This window comes from Amycolatopsis sp. GA6-003 (assembly GCF_046267895.1).
Classification (GTDB): Bacteria; Actinomycetota; Actinomycetes; order Mycobacteriales; family Pseudonocardiaceae; genus Amycolatopsis.
On record NZ_CP176499.1, the window covers coordinates 5,342,507 to 5,359,057 of the forward strand.

Below are 16,551 nucleotides of genomic sequence, written 5' to 3' on the forward strand. Positions count from 1 at the left end.
GTACTGGAGTGGTTGAATGAGGCCATGCGCTCGCCCACGGTGCCCGACCCGGATGCCCCGCCCGCCGAACTCCCGCCGCCGCTGCCCGAACCGGCGCGGGAAGACCTGCGGCTGGAAACCGTCCTGGCCGCACTGAGCGACCCGCTGCGGCTGACGATCGTGCGGAAACTGCTGCTGGAACGCGAGGCCTACGACCATCCGTGCGGCTGGTTCGGCTTCGACCGCCCGAAGTCGTCGCTGACCCATCACTTCAAGGCGCTGCGCGAGGCGGGTGTGCTGCGGCAGCGGCAATACGGGCTGGAACGACGCAGCCGGGTGCGCGCGGAGGATCTCAACGCGCGCTTTCCCGGACTGCTGGACCTCGTCGCGGACTGGCAGCCCGCTGCTTAGTTCGTGGCCGGGTGGCCGCGAGAATCCGGTCCGGCACTTTTGAGGAACGGTCGTTCTTGACTGATCGTTCCTCAAAAGTCTATGGTCGGGGCATGGGCAGGCGAAGGGCATTCGACGAGGACGAGGTAGTGCGTGCCGCCGTGGAGTTGTTCGGCGGCCGGGCGTACGACGGGGTGTCCGTCGACGACCTCGTCACTCACCTCGGCGTGCACCGCAACAGCTTGTACAAGACGTTCGGCAGCAAGCGCGGCCTCTACTTGGTCGCCTTGCGCCGCCACGTCGCCGACGACGTCCGCCCTCTGACCGAAGCGCTCGCCGCGGCAACGGATGCCGCGACCGCGCTGCGGCTCGTCGCCTCGGCGAACCTCGGCCTGCTGCTGCTCGCGGCGGTCGAGCGGGCACCGGCCGACGAGGAGGTGTCCGCCGAAGTGGACGCGGCATTGGCCGCGCTCGACCAAGCGATCGCCGACGCGCTCGGCATTTCCGCCGAGCTGGCCGCCGCGCTCACCGCAGCCGCGCTGGGCCTGCGGCTGCGCGGCAACCCCGGCGGTGCCCGCACCGCGCTGGCCCACCGGCTCGATCCCCTCGACTGACAAGGAAAACAGACATGGCACTGGTCACCATCGACGGCGACAACCTCGTGGTCGAGATCAAAGGTCTGGACAAGCTCTGGGCGCTCAAAAGCAGCCTGACCATCCCGCTGGCCAACGTCCGCGGCGCGACCGCGGACCCGGGCATCGCCGCCGAGCCCAAGGGAATCCGCGCACCGGGCGCCCACGTGCCGGGCGTGATCACGGCGGGCACGTTCCACCTCGACGGCGAAAAAGTCTTCTGGGACGTCAAGGACCCGGCGAAGGCCGTCGTGCTGGAACTCGCCGACGAGCGCTACGCCCGCCTGGTCCTCCAGGTCGACGACCCCCGCGAGACCGTCGCGCTGGTCGAGAACGCGCTGAGCAGCCGGAAGTAGCCCCGGTGGGTCTCGCCGCCGACGACCGGGTTTCGTCTCCGGAGGATGCCCCCAAGATCAGTCCTGGCGGATGCGCGGCGAAGGGCAGACGGCGACTGCGTCACTCTGCGAAGGTGGCTGGTTCCCCGGGTAGTTCAGGGCCGGAATTCGCGGTGCCAGCCAGCAGCACGGCGAGCACCCGGTCTCGCTGCACCGCGCCAGCACGAAGGTCGAGACAGTTCTGGGTCATCCCCGCCGCGGCGGCGGCGAGGAACGGTACGTCGGCCCACGACAGGTCCGGGCGCACAGCGCCGGCCCGCTGTGCGCGTTCGGTCGCCTGGCGAATGAGATCGCGCAAACGTTCGCGTGCTTGAGCGGCCTCGGGACTTCCGCCCTGCGCGGCCAATGCGTCCGACAGTCCCTTGTTTTCCACCTGGGACAGCGTGAACGCCCGCAACAGCAGGGCGAAACCCCGGCCTGGATCGGGATCCTCGAGTGCGGCCCGCGCCTTGTCCTCGAGTTCGCCGATCACCTCCAGCAGGATCGTTTCGAGCAGCGCCTGCCGCGACGGGAAGCGCCGGTAAAACGTGCCCGGCCCGACCCCGGCCCGCTTGACGATCTCGTTGGTCGACACCTCCAGTCCGACTTCCGCGACGGCCTTTCGCGCCGCCGCGACCAGCGCCGCCTCGCTTCGCCGGGCGTCCGCCCGCAGTCCGGTCATGCCCCTCACGCTAGACGGAGAAGGGTTCTCCGTCTAGCGTGAAGGCATGGGAAAACGAGTTTGGCTGATCACTGGTGCGTCCGGAGGCCTTGGCTCGGCGCTGACCCGATCGGTCTCGGCGGCCGGGGACGAAGTGATCGCTCTCGGCCGGAAATCCGTCGACCTCACCGATCCCGGGCAAGTCCGGCGGGCGGTCGCCGAGGCCGTCGCCGCTTTCGGCCGGATCGACGTCGTGGTGAACAACGCCGGCTACGCGGCGGCCGGGGCCTTCGAGGAACTGCCCGATTCGGCACTGCGCGAACAGTTCGAGGTCAATTTCTTCGCGGCCGCCGACGTCCTGCGGGCGACGTTGCCGTACCTGCGGGCCGCTCGGTCGGGGCATCTCGTGCAGATCAGCTCGCTGGCCGGGCAGGTCGGCGCCCCCGGGATGAGTGCATACACGGCGAGCAAGCACGCACTTGAGGGGTTGTCGGTGTCGCTCGCCGAGGAGCTGGCTCCGTTCGGCATCCGCGTCAGCATCGTCGAACCGGGCGCCGTCAACACGGGCTTTCGCCGGAGCTGGGCCGAACGCGAGCGTCCCGGGACGATCGCCGACTACGACGACCTCGCCGCCCGGCTGGACCGCATCGGACGCGACGCTCGGCAGCCGACCGAGCCGGAGGAAGTGGCGGCCGCGATCCTCGCCCTGGTCGACCTGCCGGAACCGCCGTTGCGGCTCGCCGTCGGCAGCGATGCCGTCGCCGGAATCCGCGCTGCCCGGATCCGCCAGCTGGCCGACTTGGAGACCCGATGGATCGCCTGACCGGCAAGACCGCGTTGATTACCGGCGGCAGCGAGGGAATCGGCCTCGCCATCGCCACGGCGTTCGCGCGGGAAGGGGCGAACCTGGTGCTTCTCGCGCGCGACAGCCGGAAGCTCGCCGCCGTGACCTTGCCGAACACGCGCACCGTTGCCGTCGACCTCAACGACGAGGACGCACTCGTCGCCGCTGTTCGACGCGATGGTGCACCTCAACCTGCGCGTCCCGGTGGTGCTGACCCAGCTGCTGCGCGAGCGGTTGAGCGCGATCGTGAACATTTCCAGTTATTGGGCGGACAAAATGGTCGCCGGGCGCCCGTCCTCGGTCTATTCGGCCACCCGCGGCGCGCTCAACTCGCTCACCAAGGCACTGGCCAACGAACTCGGTCCGCGCATCCGGGTCAACGCCATCGCGCCCGGCTCGATCCGTACGCCGACGTTCGAACGCGGCTATCTCGCGCGGATGACCTCGGACCAGCGCGCGGATTACGAGCACTACGTCCGCGACGCGTATCCGGCCCAGCGGATCGGCGAACCCGAGGACGTGGCCGAAGCCGCCGTCTACCTCGCCTCGGACGAGGCCCGCTGGGTGACCGGCACGGTGCTGCGCGTCGACGGTGGATTGACGGTCAGATAGGACCGCCTGATCGGGACAGGAGCGCCGCGCTCAGCGGGCGGGTTGCGGCGTCGTGGCGGGGACCGTCGTGGCCCCGGATGCGGTCAATCTCCCCATCAGCATGACCGAGCGCTTGCGGCTGGCCAGCCGGCCCAACCCGAGCATCAGCCGGTTCGCCCGGCCGACCGCGATGCTGGGCGGCGGGTTGCGCCGGTCCAGCGCACGCAGCGCGGTTTCGACCACCTGCCGCGGTGTCTGCAGCCGGCGACCGCTGGCCGCTTCCGCGCCGGCAGTGTCGAAGAACTCGGTGCCGGTAGCCCCTGGAGACAGTGCCAGCACGCGCAGGCCAGTTCCCCGGTACTCGTACCAGAGAGCCTCGGTGAAGCTGAGCACGAACGCCTTGGCCGCGCCGTAAACCGCCATCCACGGCACCGGGGTGTACGCGGCCATGCTCGCGACGTTGATCAGGACGCCGCGGTCGGCCGCGCGCAGGTCCTCGATGAACGTCCTGGTCAGCTCCACGACCGCCTGGACATCGAGGGCGATCTCGGTGCGCAACTGCTCGGGCTTCTCCTGAGCGAACGGCGCGTTCGTGCCGAAGCCGGCGTTGTTCACCAGCCCGGTCGGCCGCAGGCCGCGCTCGCGCAGCTCGGCGGCGACGTGTGCGACGGCGTTCGGCGCGGTGAGGTCGCAGGCAAGCACGGTGACGGTCACGCCGTGCGCGGCCTTCAGTTCCGCGGCCAGTGCTTCGAGCCGGTCCGCCCGGCGGGCGACGAGGACGAGATCCGAGCCTCGGCGGGCGAGCTGGCGAGCGAACTCGGCACCGATTCCGGAGCTGGCCCCGGTGACGAGCGTCAGTGCGCCCTGGTGGTCTAGCGGCATGTCGACTCCTTGGTTGGCATCTAGTGCCAGGTTAGCACTAGATGTCTATCGGGCACCAAGGGTCGAACAGGCATCGCCTGCTAGGGTGGCTGCGTGATCGCGCGCATGGACCGTCCGGGTGCGGCGGACGAGGGCCCGATGTGGGAACGGACCCGGCGGCGAGTCCGCGAGGAGGTCATGGACGTCGCACTGGGGCTGTTCCTGGAGCAGGGATTCGAAGACACCACCGTCGACCAGGTGGTCACCGCGGCCGGGATCTCCAAGCGATCCTTCTTCCGCTATTTCGGCACAAAAGAGGACATCGTCTTCGGTGACCTCGCCGAGCAGGGCCCGGTGCTCCTGGAAGCGCTGCGCGCACGCCCGGACGACGAGCCCATCTGGGAGGCGCTGCGGCACGCGTTCGGGGTGCTGGGCACCCAAGCCGACCCACAGCGCGGCCTGACGATCGCCCGGCTGGTCACCGCCAGCCCGAGCCTGCGCGCCGCCCACCTGGAGAAGCACCTGCGGTGGCAGGAACAGCTCGCCCCCGAGGTCGAACGCCGCCTCGGCGACAGCGCCGACCCGCCCGGCCTGCGCGGACAGGCGATCGTCGCCACCGCACTGGCCTGCCTCGACGCCGCCACCGCCATCTGGCTCCAACACGGCGGCAAGGGTGGCCTCGACGAGCTGAACTCGCTCACCGACCGAGCGCTCGCCGCCGTCCGCGCCGGATAACCGAAGCGGCTGACGAGAACCGGAAGTAGCGGTACCGGCTGCAGGGTCTAATCACACCTGACATGTTGATCTTGCGTGATCCGCGATTCCGCAGCTGGCCTCACTGCCGCTTAGGTTCTTCAGCCCTGAGCCGTTCCGCGGTCTCGAGCGACTTGGCTCGCACTCGGTCCGTCTGATTCCGGTACCACTCCACCCAAGGGCTTTCGGCCGCTCGCTGGGTCCGCTCTTCATCAATGAAGCGGAGATGAAGCGACCGATGAGACCGGGTCCAGCGTGAACACGTCCAACCGCGTGGTGTCCATCAGCGCGTACTCGCCCGGCCTGGCGGGCCGCAGTGGAGGCTGAAACCCCGCAGCGGCTCGGGTCAGTCGTGGGCGAGGTCGGCGAACCGGCTGTAGTGCAGCTGGTGCGCGACCACGATGGTGCTGGTCGGACCGGCCCGGTGCTTCGCCAGGATCAGGTCGGCCTCGCCGGCGCGCGGGTCGTCGCGTTCCCAGGCGTCCGGGCGGTTGATCAGGATGACGATGTCCGCGTCCTGCTCCAGGGAGCCGGATTCACGCAGGTCCGACAGCATTGGCTTCTTGTCGGTGCGCTGTTCCGGGCCACGGTTCAGCTGGGAGATCGCGATCACCGGCACCTCGATCTCCTTCGCCAGCAGCTTCAGCTGCCGGGAGAACTCCGAGACCTCCTGCTGCCGCGATTCGACGCGCTTGCCGGACGTCATCAGCTGCAGGTAGTCCACGACCACGAGCCGCAGGTCGTGTCGCTGCTTGAGCCGGCGGGCCTTCGCGCGGATCTCCATCATCGTCATGTTCGGCGAGTCGTCGACGAACAGCGGGGCCTCCGACACCTCGCTCATCCGCCGGGCCAGCCGCGTCCAGTCGTCGTCGGACATCTTGCCGCCGCGCATGTCGGCGAGGCGGATCTTCGCCTCGGCCGACAGCATGCGCATCACGATCTCGGTCCGGCTCATTTCCAGCGAGAAGATGACGCTGGTCAGGCCGTGCTTGATGGACGCCGAGCGGACGAAGTCCAGTCCCAACGTCGACTTGCCGACACCGGGACGGGCGGCGACGATGATCATCTGGCCGGGGTGCAGGCCGTTGGTCAGCTCGTCGAAGTCGGCGAACCCGGTCGGGATGCCCTGGGACTGGCCGCCGCGCGAGGCGATCGCGTCGATCTCGTCCATGGTCGGCTGGAGCAGGTCCTCCAGCGCGACGTAGTCCTCGCTCGTGCGGCGTTCGGTGACGTCGTAGATCGCGGCCTGTGCCCGGTCGACCACCTCGTCGATGTTCGCGCCGTCGGCCGCGGCCGCGCCGTAGCCGTACTGCACGATGCGGGTGCCCGCCTCCACGAGCCGGCGCAGCACCGCCTTCTCGGACACGATCTCCGCGTAATAGCCCGCGTTGGCCGCGGTGGGCACGGTCGCGATGAGCGTGTGCAGGTACGGCGCGCCGCCGACGCGGCCGAGTTCGCCGCGCCGTTCCAGTTCGGCGGCCACGGTGATCGGGTCGGCCGGTTCGCCGCGGCCGTAGAGGTCGAGGATGCAGTCGTACACGGCCTGGTGCGCGGGCCGGTAGAAATCGCCGGGGCCGAGCGCCTCGATGACGTCGGCGACCGCGTCCTTCGACAGCAGCATGCCGCCGAGCACCGACTGCTCCGCCGCGATGTCCTGCGGCGGCTGGCGGTCGAACCCGCCGGGGCCGGGGTCGCCCGGACCCGGATCGGACTCCGCGTACGCCGGACCGCGGTCATCGGTCACCGCCACTGCCCGGACACCTCCCTCGCCCGGCCGTCGTTCCGGCCGTCCCCGTCGTTTCGTGCGCCTGTCCTGTGCCGAACCGCGTCCACCGCCCGCCTCGCGAAGAGACCGGTCCAGGCGAACACCTGTTCGAGTATGCCGGAGTCGGCCCGGCTTTCCCACCTCGCCCGTTCGATCTTCTTCGATGATGGACCGGGCGGTTCCCCGTACCGGTGACCGCCACGCGGAGCCACCGGGAGTACTGGGCGCGAACGCACGCTAGATCCCCCGGAAGGACGAGCGCAATTCCGGGTGTTGACCGTCCTGTGGACAACCTGTGGATGACTGGGAGCAACGAATCACAGGTACCGGCAAGCCTGTGGACAAAGTGGGGACAGTGCAGATCAGCTTCGCTAAACCCGCAGGTCAAGGCCTGTGTAGAGACTGTGGAGAACTTCGCGAAAACTCGTCCGGCGTGTCGCGTCGAACTGGTTCTTCGGCGTGTCGCACCCGTGTCCGTCCACCGTCCTGTGGATGGTTGCTACGCACGGTAGAGAGTCGACCCGATGGGCTGAACGAAGGAGAGTTGCCCGCCCGGCCCAGCTGACGGCTGCACACAGTGAGCAACTAGGCAAAACCGCAGGTTAACCGGGTGCAAACGCGAAACCGGGTGGAGTTCACCGGCCGGCCACCTCGCGGTGCCATGCCGGGAACCCCACCCGGAGTAACGCTCGGGGCGCTCAGCCCAAGGCGCTCTGCGCTTGGCGCAGCCGTTCGGAGATCGCCTGCATCGTGCCGGGAGTGAACACGATCAGCGAGTCCTGTCCCGGCCGCTCCTCCATCAGCCAGCGGCCCTCGCTGGTGTCGATGAAGTTCACCGGCTTCGGAATGCGCCGCCGCCGTCCCCCGTTCGGGCGGGCCGCGACGTACAGCGCGCCGCTGCCGGTCCGCGGCAGCTTGAGGATCCGCTGGATCTCCTTGAGCGGCGAAAGCTGCTCGTTGCGCTGCCCGCTCTGCATGATCGAACCCTGCGAAACGTCCTCCGACCCGGCGGCCCGGCCGCTCTGGTACTCGCTGCGGCTGGTGACGAGCGGTTGCCCGCTCGCCGCCTTGCCCGCGGGCATGAGGTCGAGGAACGTCTGCAGCAGCAGGTCCGGCCGCTGGCGCGACACCGTGACGGTGTTCTCGCCGATGATCCGGAGCAGCCCGAAGCCGCCGCCGTTGCCGCTGCCGCACAGCACCGAGTAGTTGCCCGGGCTGCCGTCGGAGAACGTGCCGTCGAACCAGCCGTAGAACTCCAGGTGCGGATGCGAGATGGACTCGATCAGCGCGAGCAGATCGCGGTCCATGCCGCGGGGTCCCATCAGACCGGACTCGGTCAGCGCCTCGTTGACCTGCTGGTCCAGCTTCCGCTCGGCGTCCGGGTCGTGGAACACCGGGATTTCGGCGATGGCCTGATGGGGCTCACCGCCCCGACGCCGGATCAGGTTGTACAGCGTCGGGAGGGTGAACTTGGTGGGTCGGTCAAGCGTGATCACGTCGGCTGGCCTCATTCACCGATAACCGGAGGAACGGTCAGCTGGTCGGAGCCGAAGAGTTCGTTGGCGTCCTCTTCCACCAGGTACTTCGTCTGGTGCTCCTCGTCCTCCTGGCCCTTGCCGCCCTTGCCGCCGGCGCCCATGCCGCCCATTCCGGGCGCACCGGCTTTGCCCGCCGTGCCGCCGCGCATGCCGGCGCCGGCTCCCATGCCGCCCGCTCCGGCGCCGCCGGCCATGCCGCCCGCGGCCGCACCGGAACCGGAGCCGCCGGGACCGAAGCCCGCGCCCGCGCCGAACGCGCCCGGGCCGAAGGCCGCACCGGCGCCGGAACCCGCTCCGCCACCGCCGCCCGGACCGAACTGGCCGGAGCCGCCGGGACCGAAGGTGCTCGGGGTGAACTTGCTGGTGTCGGTCGGGGGCGTCCAGCCCGAGGTCGTCACGCCGTCGTTCCCGCTGCCGGGGTAGTGCCCGGTCGGGTCGGTGACGCCGCCGTGCCCGGGACCGCCCGGTCCGCCGGGGAACGTCGTGTGCGGCGGAGTGCTGGGCGGGGTGTGCGGCGGAGTCGTGGGCGGGGTGAACTTGGGCGGGTCCATCTTCGGCGGGGTGAAGCCGCCGCCCCCGCCGCCGGGTCCGCCGCCGAAGTTGCCGCCGGTGCCGCCGGGTCCGCCGCCGAAGTCGCCGCCGTTGCTGCCCGGGTTGGAGATGTTGTTGCCCTGCCAGGCGCTGTACTGCGGCAGCTGGCTCGCGTTCTGCCCGCTGGCGTTGAAGTAGTTGGTGTAGGCCTGGACGTTCGCCTTGCCGGTCTCGTTGTACTGGTTGATCTCGTCGTCTTTGTCGCTGAACGGGTTGATCCCGTCGACGAAACCGGCGTGCGGCGGTTCCTTGGCGATCTCCTGCACCTTGCCCTTGACCGTCGAGAAGCACTCGACCTGCGTGTTCAGGTAGGTGTGGCTCTTGCCGAGGTTGTTGACCGAGTCCTGGAGCCAGACGCCGAGCGGGTGCGCGCCCGCCTGCGCCGCGGTGGCGCCGCCGCCCTGCCAGGCGGCGTCCATCTTCTTGTTCAGGTTGTCGATCTCGGTGATCCGGGAGTCGTGCACGGTCTTGAGGTTGTTGGCCGCCGTGACGCCGCCCTGCAGCGACGAGCTGTCGCCGACGTGGATCTTCTCCCAGATCGTGCGCGCGTCGATCGAGCGGCCGCCGAGGTCCGCCTCGGCGAGCTTCGCGTCCGGGCCTCCGCTGAACAGCCCGACGAGGCTGCCGACCGCCGCGCCCGCGACCGCGCCGACCGCGGTGCCGACGACCGGCACGACCGAACCGACCGCGGCTCCGGCGACGGCGCCGCCTGCCGCGTACTTCAATTCCTTGCCTACGGTGTTGGCGTCATTCCCCATGATGAGCCACTCCTTCCGAGCCGGGCACCGGCCGCTGGGCGGTCATGCCGCCTTGAGATGTTTGACGACTGCGCCCGCGAATTTCTGCGCGAGACCGCACGGGTTGCTCTTGTTCGGGCCGGCTCCGATCGCCGGGATGATCGACACGGACAGCTGGTCGGTGACCCCGAGCCACAGCGTGCACGTACCCGACGGGCGTCCGTCCTGCGTGTCCGCGAGGACGCCCGGATATCCGTCGACGGTGACCGGCTCGAAATACGCCTGCCGGGCCTTCTGGTCGTAGATGTCGCTGATGCCGTTCTTGTTCTGCTGCACCACTCGCATGCCGATGGAGTTCTGGCCGTTGTCGGCCGACCTCCATTGGCAGCCGGGGAGATCCCCGGTCAGCGTCTTCCCCGGGACGACCAGGCCGAAATCGGAGGTCTCCGCGTCGGTGAGGACCTTGCACGGGTTGTCGCCGAGCAGGTCCTTCGTGGGCAGCGCGGCGGGGACCTTCGGGCCCGACCCGCCTCCGGTCGCGCTCGAGCTGGCGGGCGCCTGCGAGGGGGTGTTGCCTCCGTCGGCTTTTCCTCCGCCGCAAGCGGTCAGGAGACCGAGAGCGGCGACGGCAGCGGCGGCGATCCGGATGGTGCGGTGCGGCATGAGCAGCTCAGACCTTCGTCTTGCTTGCGGCGTCGCGTGCTTCCTGCTCGGCGACGGTGATCTTGTTCTTGGCGGCCTTCAACGCGGTGATGAAGTTGGTGACGTAGTCAACCATGCGCTGGTGCTGCTGGAGCAGGGTCTGTCCGGAGGGGTTCGCTCCCTTGTCGACGAAGTCGTTGCTGGCGAACTCGTCCGCCGGACGCTTGACCTCGGCGATGGTCCGTGCGTGACTGAGGTCGTTGTTCAGATTCGCGAGCAGGTCTTCCCACTGCTTGATGACAGAGTCGACCTCGTCCTCGCTGAATTTGTACCCGCCTGCCGTTCCGTAACCGCCGACCATGATCGGCGCGGGCGGTGGTACGTCGGACATCCGGTGACCCCCTTTGGCACAGTTCTCGCTCCCCAAGCGGCGAGATCAGCATGTTGGATGGTAACGCACGCCAGTTGGTTCCCGCTTCGCCTTCAGTTGTTTCGAGAGCGGCCTCTAGCTGCGGGAAGTCCGGGGAAACGAAACCGCCCCCGGGAGAATCTCCCGGGGGCGGTTCGCGGAAAAAAGACGCGAACGTCAGTTCGCGGCCACGGCCTTGACCTCGAGCCGGAGGTCCACCTTCACGTTCGGGTGCAGGCGGGCGTTGACCGAGTGCTTGCCGACCGTCTTGATGTGGTCGCGGAGGTCGAGGACGCGCTTGTCGAGCAGCGGGCCGCCCTGCGCCTTGATCGCGTCGACGATCTCGCCGGCGGTGATCGAGCCGAACAGCTTCTTCGAGCCCGCCGCGGCCTTGCCGGTCAGCTGGATCGCGCCGAGGCCCTCGAGCGTCGCCTTGATCTCCTTGGCGTGGTCGAGGTCGCGGATGCGGCGGGATTCCTGCGCGCGCTGGATCGTGCGCACGTTCTTCTCCGCGCCCTTGGTGGCCACGATGGCGTAGCCGCGCGGCAGCAGGTAGTTGCGGGCGTAGCCGTCCTTGACCTCGACGATGTCGCCGGGGCCGCCGAGGTTCGCCACGTCGGTGGTGAGAATGATCTTCGCCATGACTGGTGCTCCCCTCAGCGCGCGGTGGACGTGTAGGGCAGCAGAGCCATCTCGCGCGAGTTCTTCACCGCGATGGCGATGTCGCGCTGGTGCTGGCTGCAGTTGCCGGTGACGCGACGGGCACGGATCTTGCCGCGGTCGGAAATGTACTTCCGCAGCAGGTTCGTGTCCTTGTAGTCGATCGTTTCCGGGCGGCCCTTCTTCTCGGCCTTGCAGAACACGCAGACCTTCTTCTTGGGCTTGCGAATGGGTGGCTTGGCCACTGGTGTGCTCCTGGAATTCTAGAAAGAGATGAGATCAGAACGGGGGTTCGTCGGAGAAGCCTCCGCCGCCACCGCCCGCGGGCGGGGCCGAGCCCCACGGGTCGTCGGCGGGCGCGCTGTTGCCGCCGCCGCGATTGCCGCCGCCTCCGTTGAAGCCGCCGCCGCCGAAGTCGCCACCGCCGCCGCCACCGCGGCTGACCTTGTTGACCTTCGCCGTCGCGTAGCGCAGCGAGGGGCCGATCTCGTCGACCTCGAGCTCGACGACGGTGCGCTTCTCGCCTTCCTTGGTCTCGAACGACCGCTGCTTCAGCCGCCCCTGCACCACCACGCGGGCGCCCCGCGTGAGCGACTCGGCGACGTTCTCCGCCGCCTGCCGCCAGATGTTGCAGCGCAGGAACAGCGCCTCGCCGTCCTTCCACTCGCCGGTCTGCCGGTCGAGCGTGCGCGGGGTGGACGCGACGGTGAAGTTCGCGACCGCCGCCCCGGACGGGGTGAAGCGCAGCTCCGGGTCGGACGTCAGGTTTCCGACCACGGTGATGACGGTGTCTCCAGCCACGGATGGCGTCCCTTCGGCTCGGGCTCGGATCAGGCCTTGGCGGGCGCGGGCTTGGCCGCGGCCTTGACCTCGCGGCGCATGACCTTGGTGCGCAGCACGGTTTCCTGCAGCGACAGCTGGCGGTCCAGTTCCTTGACGGCCTCGGCCGACGAGTTCAGGTCCAGCAGCGCGTAGATGCCCTCGGCGTTCTTCTTGATCTCGTACGCCAAGCGACGGCGGCCCCACACGTCGACCTTCTCGACGCTTCCGCCCGAAGTGCGGATCACGTTGAGGAAGTTGTCCAGCGTGGGCGCGACCGTACGCTCGTCGAGCGTCGGGTCCAGGATGACCATTACCTCGTAATGGCGTGACATAACCACTCACCTCCTATGGGCTCGCGGTCACGGCGGTTCCGTGACAGGAGGGTTTGTCCAGGTAAGCGTACCCGGCGGGTCCGACGGTCCGGCGCGGCGGGTCAGCTGACGCGGCGCAGCACCCAGGTGCGGACGAGCCCGGCGGTGACGCCGGCCAGCACGATCACCGCGAGCAGCATCGGCAGCTGGACGTCCGAGGCTCCGCCCTGGCTCGCCAGCGCTTCGGCGTTGCCCGCGTTGCGGATGTCCGGGCCCTGCTGGCCCTGCGGGTCCTGTCCGGCCGACGGCTGCTGCGGCAGCGCGCCGGAGCCGGGCAGCGTGCCGTACCGCGCGCCGGGGGCGATCGCGGTGCCCAGCACGCCCGGGGTGCCCGGGCTCGCGGTCGGGATGTTGCCGTAGTCGCGCGGCGGGGCGATGCCGGTCGAGCCCGGCTGGTAGCTGCCGAGCGGGTTGCCGCCGCCGTTCTGCGCGGGCGCGGTGCCGTTGCCGTTCGCCGGGGCCCCGCCGTTCGCCGGGGAGTTCGGGGAGGACGGCGCCTGGTAGTTGTTCGCCGTGGTGGTGAGCCCGCACGCGGACGCGACGCCGCCGCGGATCCCGTTCAGCACCTTGGTCTTGGTGTCCGGGAGGACGCCGAGCCCCCACTCGTCCTTCAGCGCGTTCGCCACGACCTGGCCGATCGCGTCGCCGCTGATCGTGCCGCCCGCGGCGTTCGGGATCGAGCCGACCGGCAGGTTGCCCTTGTTCGCGATGGCATTCGCCAGCGAATCCGGCCACACGGTGAGCAGGCGCCAGAAGTTGACCTGATCCTGGGCCGACCGGCGGACGATCTCCTTGACCGCCGAACCGGGCACGGCGACCGTGTCGCCCATGCCGCCGGTGACCGCGCCCTTGCACTGGTTCGCGAGCGTGGTCGCCGCGGAAGCGGGACCGGCGCCCAGGAACGTGCCGCCGGTGAAGAGGGCGGCGAGAGCGGTGACGGTGAGTGCTCGACGGGTTCGCTTCCAGGTGGGGATTTTCCGCACGAGCACTATCCTCCGGGGTCCGCGGGCATGGTTCGTCGCGTCTAGGACAACGAATGGACTCCGGTAAAGATACTGGCGCAGTGACAACAGTGCGGCGAAGCCGCTGACTGAGGGTGGCGGCTGGGGTGGGGCGGGCTAGCTCGTAGCGGCCATTCGGCGGAGCACCCACGTGCGGACCAGCCCGGCGCTGACTCCGGAGAGTGCCAAAACTGCCACCAGAACGGGCCAGTCCAACCCGTTCGTGTGGTTGCCGCCAGTACCGGGCAATGCTTCGGCGTTGCCGGCGTTTTGGATCGTGCGATCGCCGCCGGCCGAGCCGTCCGGGTTCGCGACGCCGTACTGCGGCGCGTAACCCGGGATCTGGCTGCCGTACCGGAGCGACGGCGACGGGCTGAACAGGCCGGCCATCGCCATCGGGATGCCGCTGTAGTCGCGCATCGGCGCGTAACCGGTGTTGTAGCCGTACGACAGATTGCTGAAGTTCGGCAGGAAGGCCGAGAACGGCGCGGCCCCGCCGCCCGCGGCGCCGTAATCGCCGAGCACCGGGCTGGTCGAGCCCGGCATCGGGGACTGCTGCTGGCCACCGCCGGGAGAACCGCCCTGCTGCGGGCTGCCGCCGTTGCCGCCGGACGGCGGTTGCTGCGGGTTCGGGGCCGGGTTCTGCTTGCCCGGCTGGCTGCCGCTGAAGGCCTGGCCCGCCGCGGCGACCCCTTGCTGGAGCGTGTTCGTGCCGCCCGCCACCGCGCCGTTGACCGCGCTCGCGGCCGGCGCGCCGACCACCGGGACCGGGGCGACGACGGTGTTGACCACGTTCACCGTGACCTTGCAGACCGTGCCGAGCACCGCGTTGATGGTGCCGGTGAGCACGCCGGAGACCTGGCCGACGATGCCGAGGTCGATCGGGATGCCGAGCAGCGGAGTGGTCGCCTGGACGTGGTCGCCCGGATGGGCGGTGATGGTGGAGCCGCAGGTCGCGGTCAGGGTGCTCGCGGAGGCGGTGCCCGGTGCGGCGAGCGCGGCCGAGCCGGCCAGGACGAAAGCGGCGGCGCCGACCGCGGTGGCCCTTCGTGCCCGGTGCTGCTGCATGGCCGTCGACCCTTTCGCCGCGTCCGTTGTACCTGCCTCGCTGTGGACAACGACGGTAACGAAGACGAGTAACGCCCGCCTCCCCTCCGAGGTCAGGCATTCGGGTGGAAGCGGGCGCTACTCAGGGTGAGAGTCAGGCGGGCGTGCGGCGCAGCCACGCGCGCACCAGCGCGGCGGCCACCAGCGCGAGCGCCAGCACGGCGATCAGCAGCGGCAGCCGGGCGGGCGGGGTGGCCGCGGGCAGTGCTTCGGCGGTGCCGGAGCGCTTCGCGTCGACGGTCGGCACCTGGCCCTGCGGCAGCTGGCCGGGCACGACCTGGGTGACGATCGGGGCCTGCACGAAACTCGCCGGGAGCATCGCGGCTCCGGTGAAGATGCCGGACACCGAGTCGAGGCCGGACAGGTCGCCGCTGACCGACGTCACCGGGCCGAGCGTGTCGCCGCCGGGGACGGGCTGGCCAGGGCCGCCGGGACCGGGGGCCGGGGACGGCGGGTTCGGCGTGGGGTTGGGCGGCTTGGGCGTCGGTTGCGGCGGCCCGGGGGTCGGGTTTCCCGGAAGGCCGCCGACCAGTTCCTGGGTCGCGTTGCCGACGCCGTTCGCCGCGGCCTGCAGCATCGGGCAGGTGTCCTTCGCCGCCGTCTCGCCAACGACGGGGACCTCGCCGACGCCCAGCGTGCGCACGGTGTCGCCGACCGGGAGGTTGAGCAACGTGTTGTTGCCGTCGGACTGCTTCGCCTTCGAATCGAGGCCGACGGTGAGCCGGTTCGGCGCGTTGAGCGGGGCGCCCGCGTCGAGCGCGAGGCCGGTGCCGTTCTTGTCGTTCTGCAGCGTGGATTCGCAGTCGCCGCTGATCGTGGGGCTCGGGTCCGCGGAGGCAGCGGCGGGAAAAGCGAGAAGCAGCGGAGCGGCGAGCGCGATCCCCAGCGAAATCGTCCGTCCAGCGCGTTTCCGCATGCCTTTCCTCCCCCGACTGGATCACGGAACGCGCTCACGGTACTCCACGAGCGTCACCAACTCAGGCGGAAGGGGGAGATTCGCCCGGTAGTAGCGTCAGGGCATGCAGATTGGCGCCCATGTCCGAGACGACGATCCGCTGGCCGCCGTCGCCGAGCGAGAAGCCGACGTCGTCCAGTTCTTCCTCTCCGACCCGCAGGGGTGGAAGGCACCGAAACCGCATCCGCACGGCGAGGAGATCAAAGCCTCCCCGGTCGAGGTGTTCATCCACGCGCCGTACCTGATCAACGTCGCGTCCAAGAACAACCGGATCCGCATCCCGTCCCGCAAGAACGTCACCCAGCACGCCGACGGGGCCGCCGCGATCGGGGCGAAGGGCCTGATCGTGCACGGCGGGCACGTCGGCGCGGGCGACGACGTCGAGGAGGGCTTGCTCAACTGGCGCAAGCTTTTCGAGCGCGAGGCGGAGAAGGGCGGATTCGCGGTGCCGATCCTGATCGAGAACACCGCGGGCGGCGACAACGCGATGACCCGCGAACTCGACGTGATCGCCCGGCTGTGGGACAAGGTCGGCGAGTTCGGCGCGGGCTTCTGCCTCGACACCTGCCACGCGTACGCGGCGGGCTGGGACCTCGAGACCGCGGTGGAGAAGGTCAAGGCCATCACCGGCCGGATCGACCTGGTGCACTGCAACAACTCCCGCGACGAGCACGGCTCCAACCGCGACCGGCACGCCTCGGTGGTCGACGGCGACGGCACGATCGAACCGGAATTGCTCGCCGAGGTCGTGCGCCAGGCGGGCGCGCCGGTGGTCGTCGAGACGCCGGGCGAAGGCCAGGCCGCCGACATCGCCTACCTGCGCAAGCAGCTCGGCTGAAGTCCGGGAAGGGCTCCTCGCCGGACGCGG

The 16,551-nt window shown here is 69.8% G+C and carries 20 protein-coding genes and 1 pseudogene; 7 read left to right on the forward strand and 14 right to left on the reverse strand.

Annotated elements, in window-relative coordinates:
• Positions 1-24 precede the first annotated feature (24 nt).
• The 3 genes from F9C12_RS23995 to F9C12_RS24005 all read left to right on the forward strand — a co-directional run bounded on the left by F9C12_RS23995 (position 25) and on the right by F9C12_RS24005 (position 1,357).
• A complete protein-coding gene (locus tag F9C12_RS23995; RefSeq protein ID WP_409184093.1) occupies positions 25-390 on the forward strand; it encodes an ArsR/SmtB family transcription factor in 366 nt (121 codons plus the stop codon).
• A 92-nt stretch (positions 391-482) separates the two neighbouring features.
• Positions 483-983 carry a TetR/AcrR family transcriptional regulator gene (locus F9C12_RS24000; RefSeq protein ID WP_409461915.1) on the forward strand — a complete coding sequence of 167 codons (501 nt, stop codon included), beginning with the start codon at positions 483-485 and terminating at the stop codon, positions 981-983.
• 14 nt (positions 984-997) lie between these two features.
• Positions 998-1,357 (forward strand): hypothetical protein, encoded by a 360-nt coding sequence (locus F9C12_RS24005; RefSeq protein WP_409461916.1) that lies wholly within the window; start codon positions 998-1,000, stop codon positions 1,355-1,357.
• A 100-nt stretch (positions 1,358-1,457) separates the two neighbouring features.
• On the opposite strand, the gene F9C12_RS24010 is transcribed toward F9C12_RS24005, so the two are convergent.
• Complete coding sequence (locus F9C12_RS24010; protein WP_409184096.1) at positions 1,458-2,057, reverse strand: TetR/AcrR family transcriptional regulator; 600 nt, start codon at positions 2,055-2,057, stop codon at positions 1,458-1,460.
• A gap of 46 nt (positions 2,058-2,103) precedes the next feature.
• Here F9C12_RS24010 and F9C12_RS24015 point away from each other — a divergent pair, with 46 nt between their 5' ends.
• Together F9C12_RS24015 and F9C12_RS24020 are read left to right on the forward strand one after the other, a co-directional pair.
• Entirely contained in the window at positions 2,104-2,859 is a 756-nt protein-coding gene (locus F9C12_RS24015; RefSeq protein ID WP_409461917.1) for an SDR family NAD(P)-dependent oxidoreductase, read from the forward strand.
• Positions 2,847-3,492, forward strand: a pseudogene (locus F9C12_RS24020) (SDR family NAD(P)-dependent oxidoreductase). Before F9C12_RS24015 ends, F9C12_RS24020 begins: the two are co-directional and overlap by 13 nt.
• Before the next feature lie 30 nt (positions 3,493-3,522).
• Here the strand turns inward: F9C12_RS24020 and F9C12_RS24025 are convergent.
• On the reverse strand, positions 3,523-4,353 hold the full coding sequence (locus F9C12_RS24025) for an SDR family NAD(P)-dependent oxidoreductase (RefSeq protein WP_409461918.1): 831 nt from the start codon (positions 4,351-4,353) through the stop codon (positions 3,523-3,525).
• Between the two features lie 93 nt (positions 4,354-4,446).
• Between F9C12_RS24025 and F9C12_RS24030 the strand changes: the two genes are divergently transcribed.
• Positions 4,447-5,067, forward strand: coding sequence for a TetR/AcrR family transcriptional regulator (locus tag F9C12_RS24030; protein WP_409461919.1), 621 nt, complete (start codon positions 4,447-4,449; stop codon positions 5,065-5,067).
• Between the two features lie 364 nt (positions 5,068-5,431).
• Here the strand turns inward: F9C12_RS24030 and dnaB are convergent, their stop codons facing one another.
• The 12 genes from dnaB to F9C12_RS24090 form a co-directional block, all read right to left on the reverse strand.
• Positions 5,432-6,835 (reverse strand): replicative DNA helicase, encoded by a 1,404-nt coding sequence (gene dnaB, locus F9C12_RS24035; protein WP_409184102.1) that lies wholly within the window; start codon positions 6,833-6,835, stop codon positions 5,432-5,434.
• 713 nt (positions 6,836-7,548) lie between these two features.
• A complete protein-coding gene (locus tag F9C12_RS24040; protein WP_409184103.1) occupies positions 7,549-8,346 on the reverse strand; it encodes an ESX secretion-associated protein EspG in 798 nt (265 codons plus the stop codon).
• 11 nt (positions 8,347-8,357) lie between these two features.
• A complete protein-coding gene (locus tag F9C12_RS24045) occupies positions 8,358-9,737 on the reverse strand; it encodes a hypothetical protein (RefSeq protein ID WP_409184104.1) in 1,380 nt (459 codons plus the stop codon).
• Between the two features lie 42 nt (positions 9,738-9,779).
• On the reverse strand, positions 9,780-10,379 hold the full coding sequence (locus tag F9C12_RS24050; RefSeq protein ID WP_409184105.1) for a DUF3558 domain-containing protein: 600 nt from the start codon (positions 10,377-10,379) through the stop codon (positions 9,780-9,782).
• A gap of 7 nt (positions 10,380-10,386) precedes the next feature.
• Complete coding sequence (locus F9C12_RS24055) at positions 10,387-10,749, reverse strand: hypothetical protein (RefSeq protein WP_409184106.1); 363 nt, start codon at positions 10,747-10,749, stop codon at positions 10,387-10,389.
• A 195-nt stretch (positions 10,750-10,944) separates the two neighbouring features.
• Entirely contained in the window at positions 10,945-11,409 is a 465-nt protein-coding gene (gene rplI, locus F9C12_RS24060; protein ID WP_037364230.1) for a 50S ribosomal protein L9, read from the reverse strand.
• 14 nt (positions 11,410-11,423) lie between these two features.
• The gene (gene rpsR, locus F9C12_RS24065) at positions 11,424-11,672 is read right to left on the reverse strand and encodes a 30S ribosomal protein S18 (RefSeq protein WP_009085242.1); all 249 of its coding nucleotides are present in this window, start codon (positions 11,670-11,672) and stop codon (positions 11,424-11,426) included.
• Positions 11,673-11,706: 34 nt separating this feature from the next.
• Positions 11,707-12,228: a single-stranded DNA-binding protein gene (locus F9C12_RS24070; protein ID WP_409461920.1), complete on the reverse strand. Its 522-nt coding sequence runs from the start codon at positions 12,226-12,228 to the stop codon at positions 11,707-11,709.
• A gap of 29 nt (positions 12,229-12,257) precedes the next feature.
• Complete coding sequence (gene rpsF, locus F9C12_RS24075; protein WP_106964995.1) at positions 12,258-12,581, reverse strand: 30S ribosomal protein S6; 324 nt, start codon at positions 12,579-12,581, stop codon at positions 12,258-12,260.
• A 101-nt stretch (positions 12,582-12,682) separates the two neighbouring features.
• On the reverse strand, positions 12,683-13,609 hold the full coding sequence (locus tag F9C12_RS24080) for a hypothetical protein (RefSeq protein WP_409461921.1): 927 nt from the start codon (positions 13,607-13,609) through the stop codon (positions 12,683-12,685).
• A 129-nt stretch (positions 13,610-13,738) separates the two neighbouring features.
• Positions 13,739-14,689: a hypothetical protein gene (locus F9C12_RS24085; protein ID WP_409461922.1), complete on the reverse strand. Its 951-nt coding sequence runs from the start codon at positions 14,687-14,689 to the stop codon at positions 13,739-13,741.
• 133 nt (positions 14,690-14,822) lie between these two features.
• Complete coding sequence (locus tag F9C12_RS24090; RefSeq protein ID WP_409461923.1) at positions 14,823-15,644, reverse strand: hypothetical protein; 822 nt, start codon at positions 15,642-15,644, stop codon at positions 14,823-14,825.
• 103 nt (positions 15,645-15,747) lie between these two features.
• On the opposite strand from F9C12_RS24090, the gene F9C12_RS24095 reads away from it, so the two are divergent.
• Positions 15,748-16,521 (forward strand): deoxyribonuclease IV, encoded by a 774-nt coding sequence (locus F9C12_RS24095; protein WP_409184111.1) that lies wholly within the window; start codon positions 15,748-15,750, stop codon positions 16,519-16,521.
• Positions 16,522-16,551 lie beyond the last annotated feature (30 nt).

Coding starts and splice junctions, on each gene's coding strand:
- F9C12_RS24010 (WP_409184096.1), bottom strand. CDS start 2,057: ATGACCGGACTGCGGGCGGACGCCCGGCGAAGCGAGGCGGCGCTGGTC.
- F9C12_RS24025 (WP_409461918.1), bottom strand. CDS start 4,353: ATGCCGCTAGACCACCAGGGCGCACTGACGCTCGTCACCGGGGCCAGC.
- F9C12_RS24050 (WP_409184105.1), bottom strand. CDS start 10,379: ATGCCGCACCGCACCATCCGGATCGCCGCCGCTGCCGTCGCCGCTCTC.
- F9C12_RS24000 (WP_409461915.1), top strand. CDS start 483: ATGGGCAGGCGAAGGGCATTCGACGAGGACGAGGTAGTGCGTGCCGCC.
- F9C12_RS24015 (WP_409461917.1), top strand. CDS start 2,104: ATGGGAAAACGAGTTTGGCTGATCACTGGTGCGTCCGGAGGCCTTGGC.
- F9C12_RS24095 (WP_409184111.1), top strand. CDS start 15,748: ATGCAGATTGGCGCCCATGTCCGAGACGACGATCCGCTGGCCGCCGTC.
- F9C12_RS24005 (WP_409461916.1), top strand. CDS start 998: ATGGCACTGGTCACCATCGACGGCGACAACCTCGTGGTCGAGATCAAA.
- F9C12_RS24085 (WP_409461922.1), bottom strand. CDS start 14,689: ATGCAGCAGCACCGGGCACGAAGGGCCACCGCGGTCGGCGCCGCCGCT.
- rpsF (WP_106964995.1), bottom strand. CDS start 12,581: ATGTCACGCCATTACGAGGTAATGGTCATCCTGGACCCGACGCTCGAC.
- rplI (WP_037364230.1), bottom strand. CDS start 11,409: ATGGCGAAGATCATTCTCACCACCGACGTGGCGAACCTCGGCGGCCCC.
- F9C12_RS24045 (WP_409184104.1), bottom strand. CDS start 9,737: ATGGGGAATGACGCCAACACCGTAGGCAAGGAATTGAAGTACGCGGCA.
- F9C12_RS23995 (WP_409184093.1), top strand. CDS start 25: ATGCGCTCGCCCACGGTGCCCGACCCGGATGCCCCGCCCGCCGAACTC.
- F9C12_RS24055 (WP_409184106.1), bottom strand. CDS start 10,749: ATGTCCGACGTACCACCGCCCGCGCCGATCATGGTCGGCGGTTACGGA.
- F9C12_RS24090 (WP_409461923.1), bottom strand. CDS start 15,644: ATGCGGAAACGCGCTGGACGGACGATTTCGCTGGGGATCGCGCTCGCC.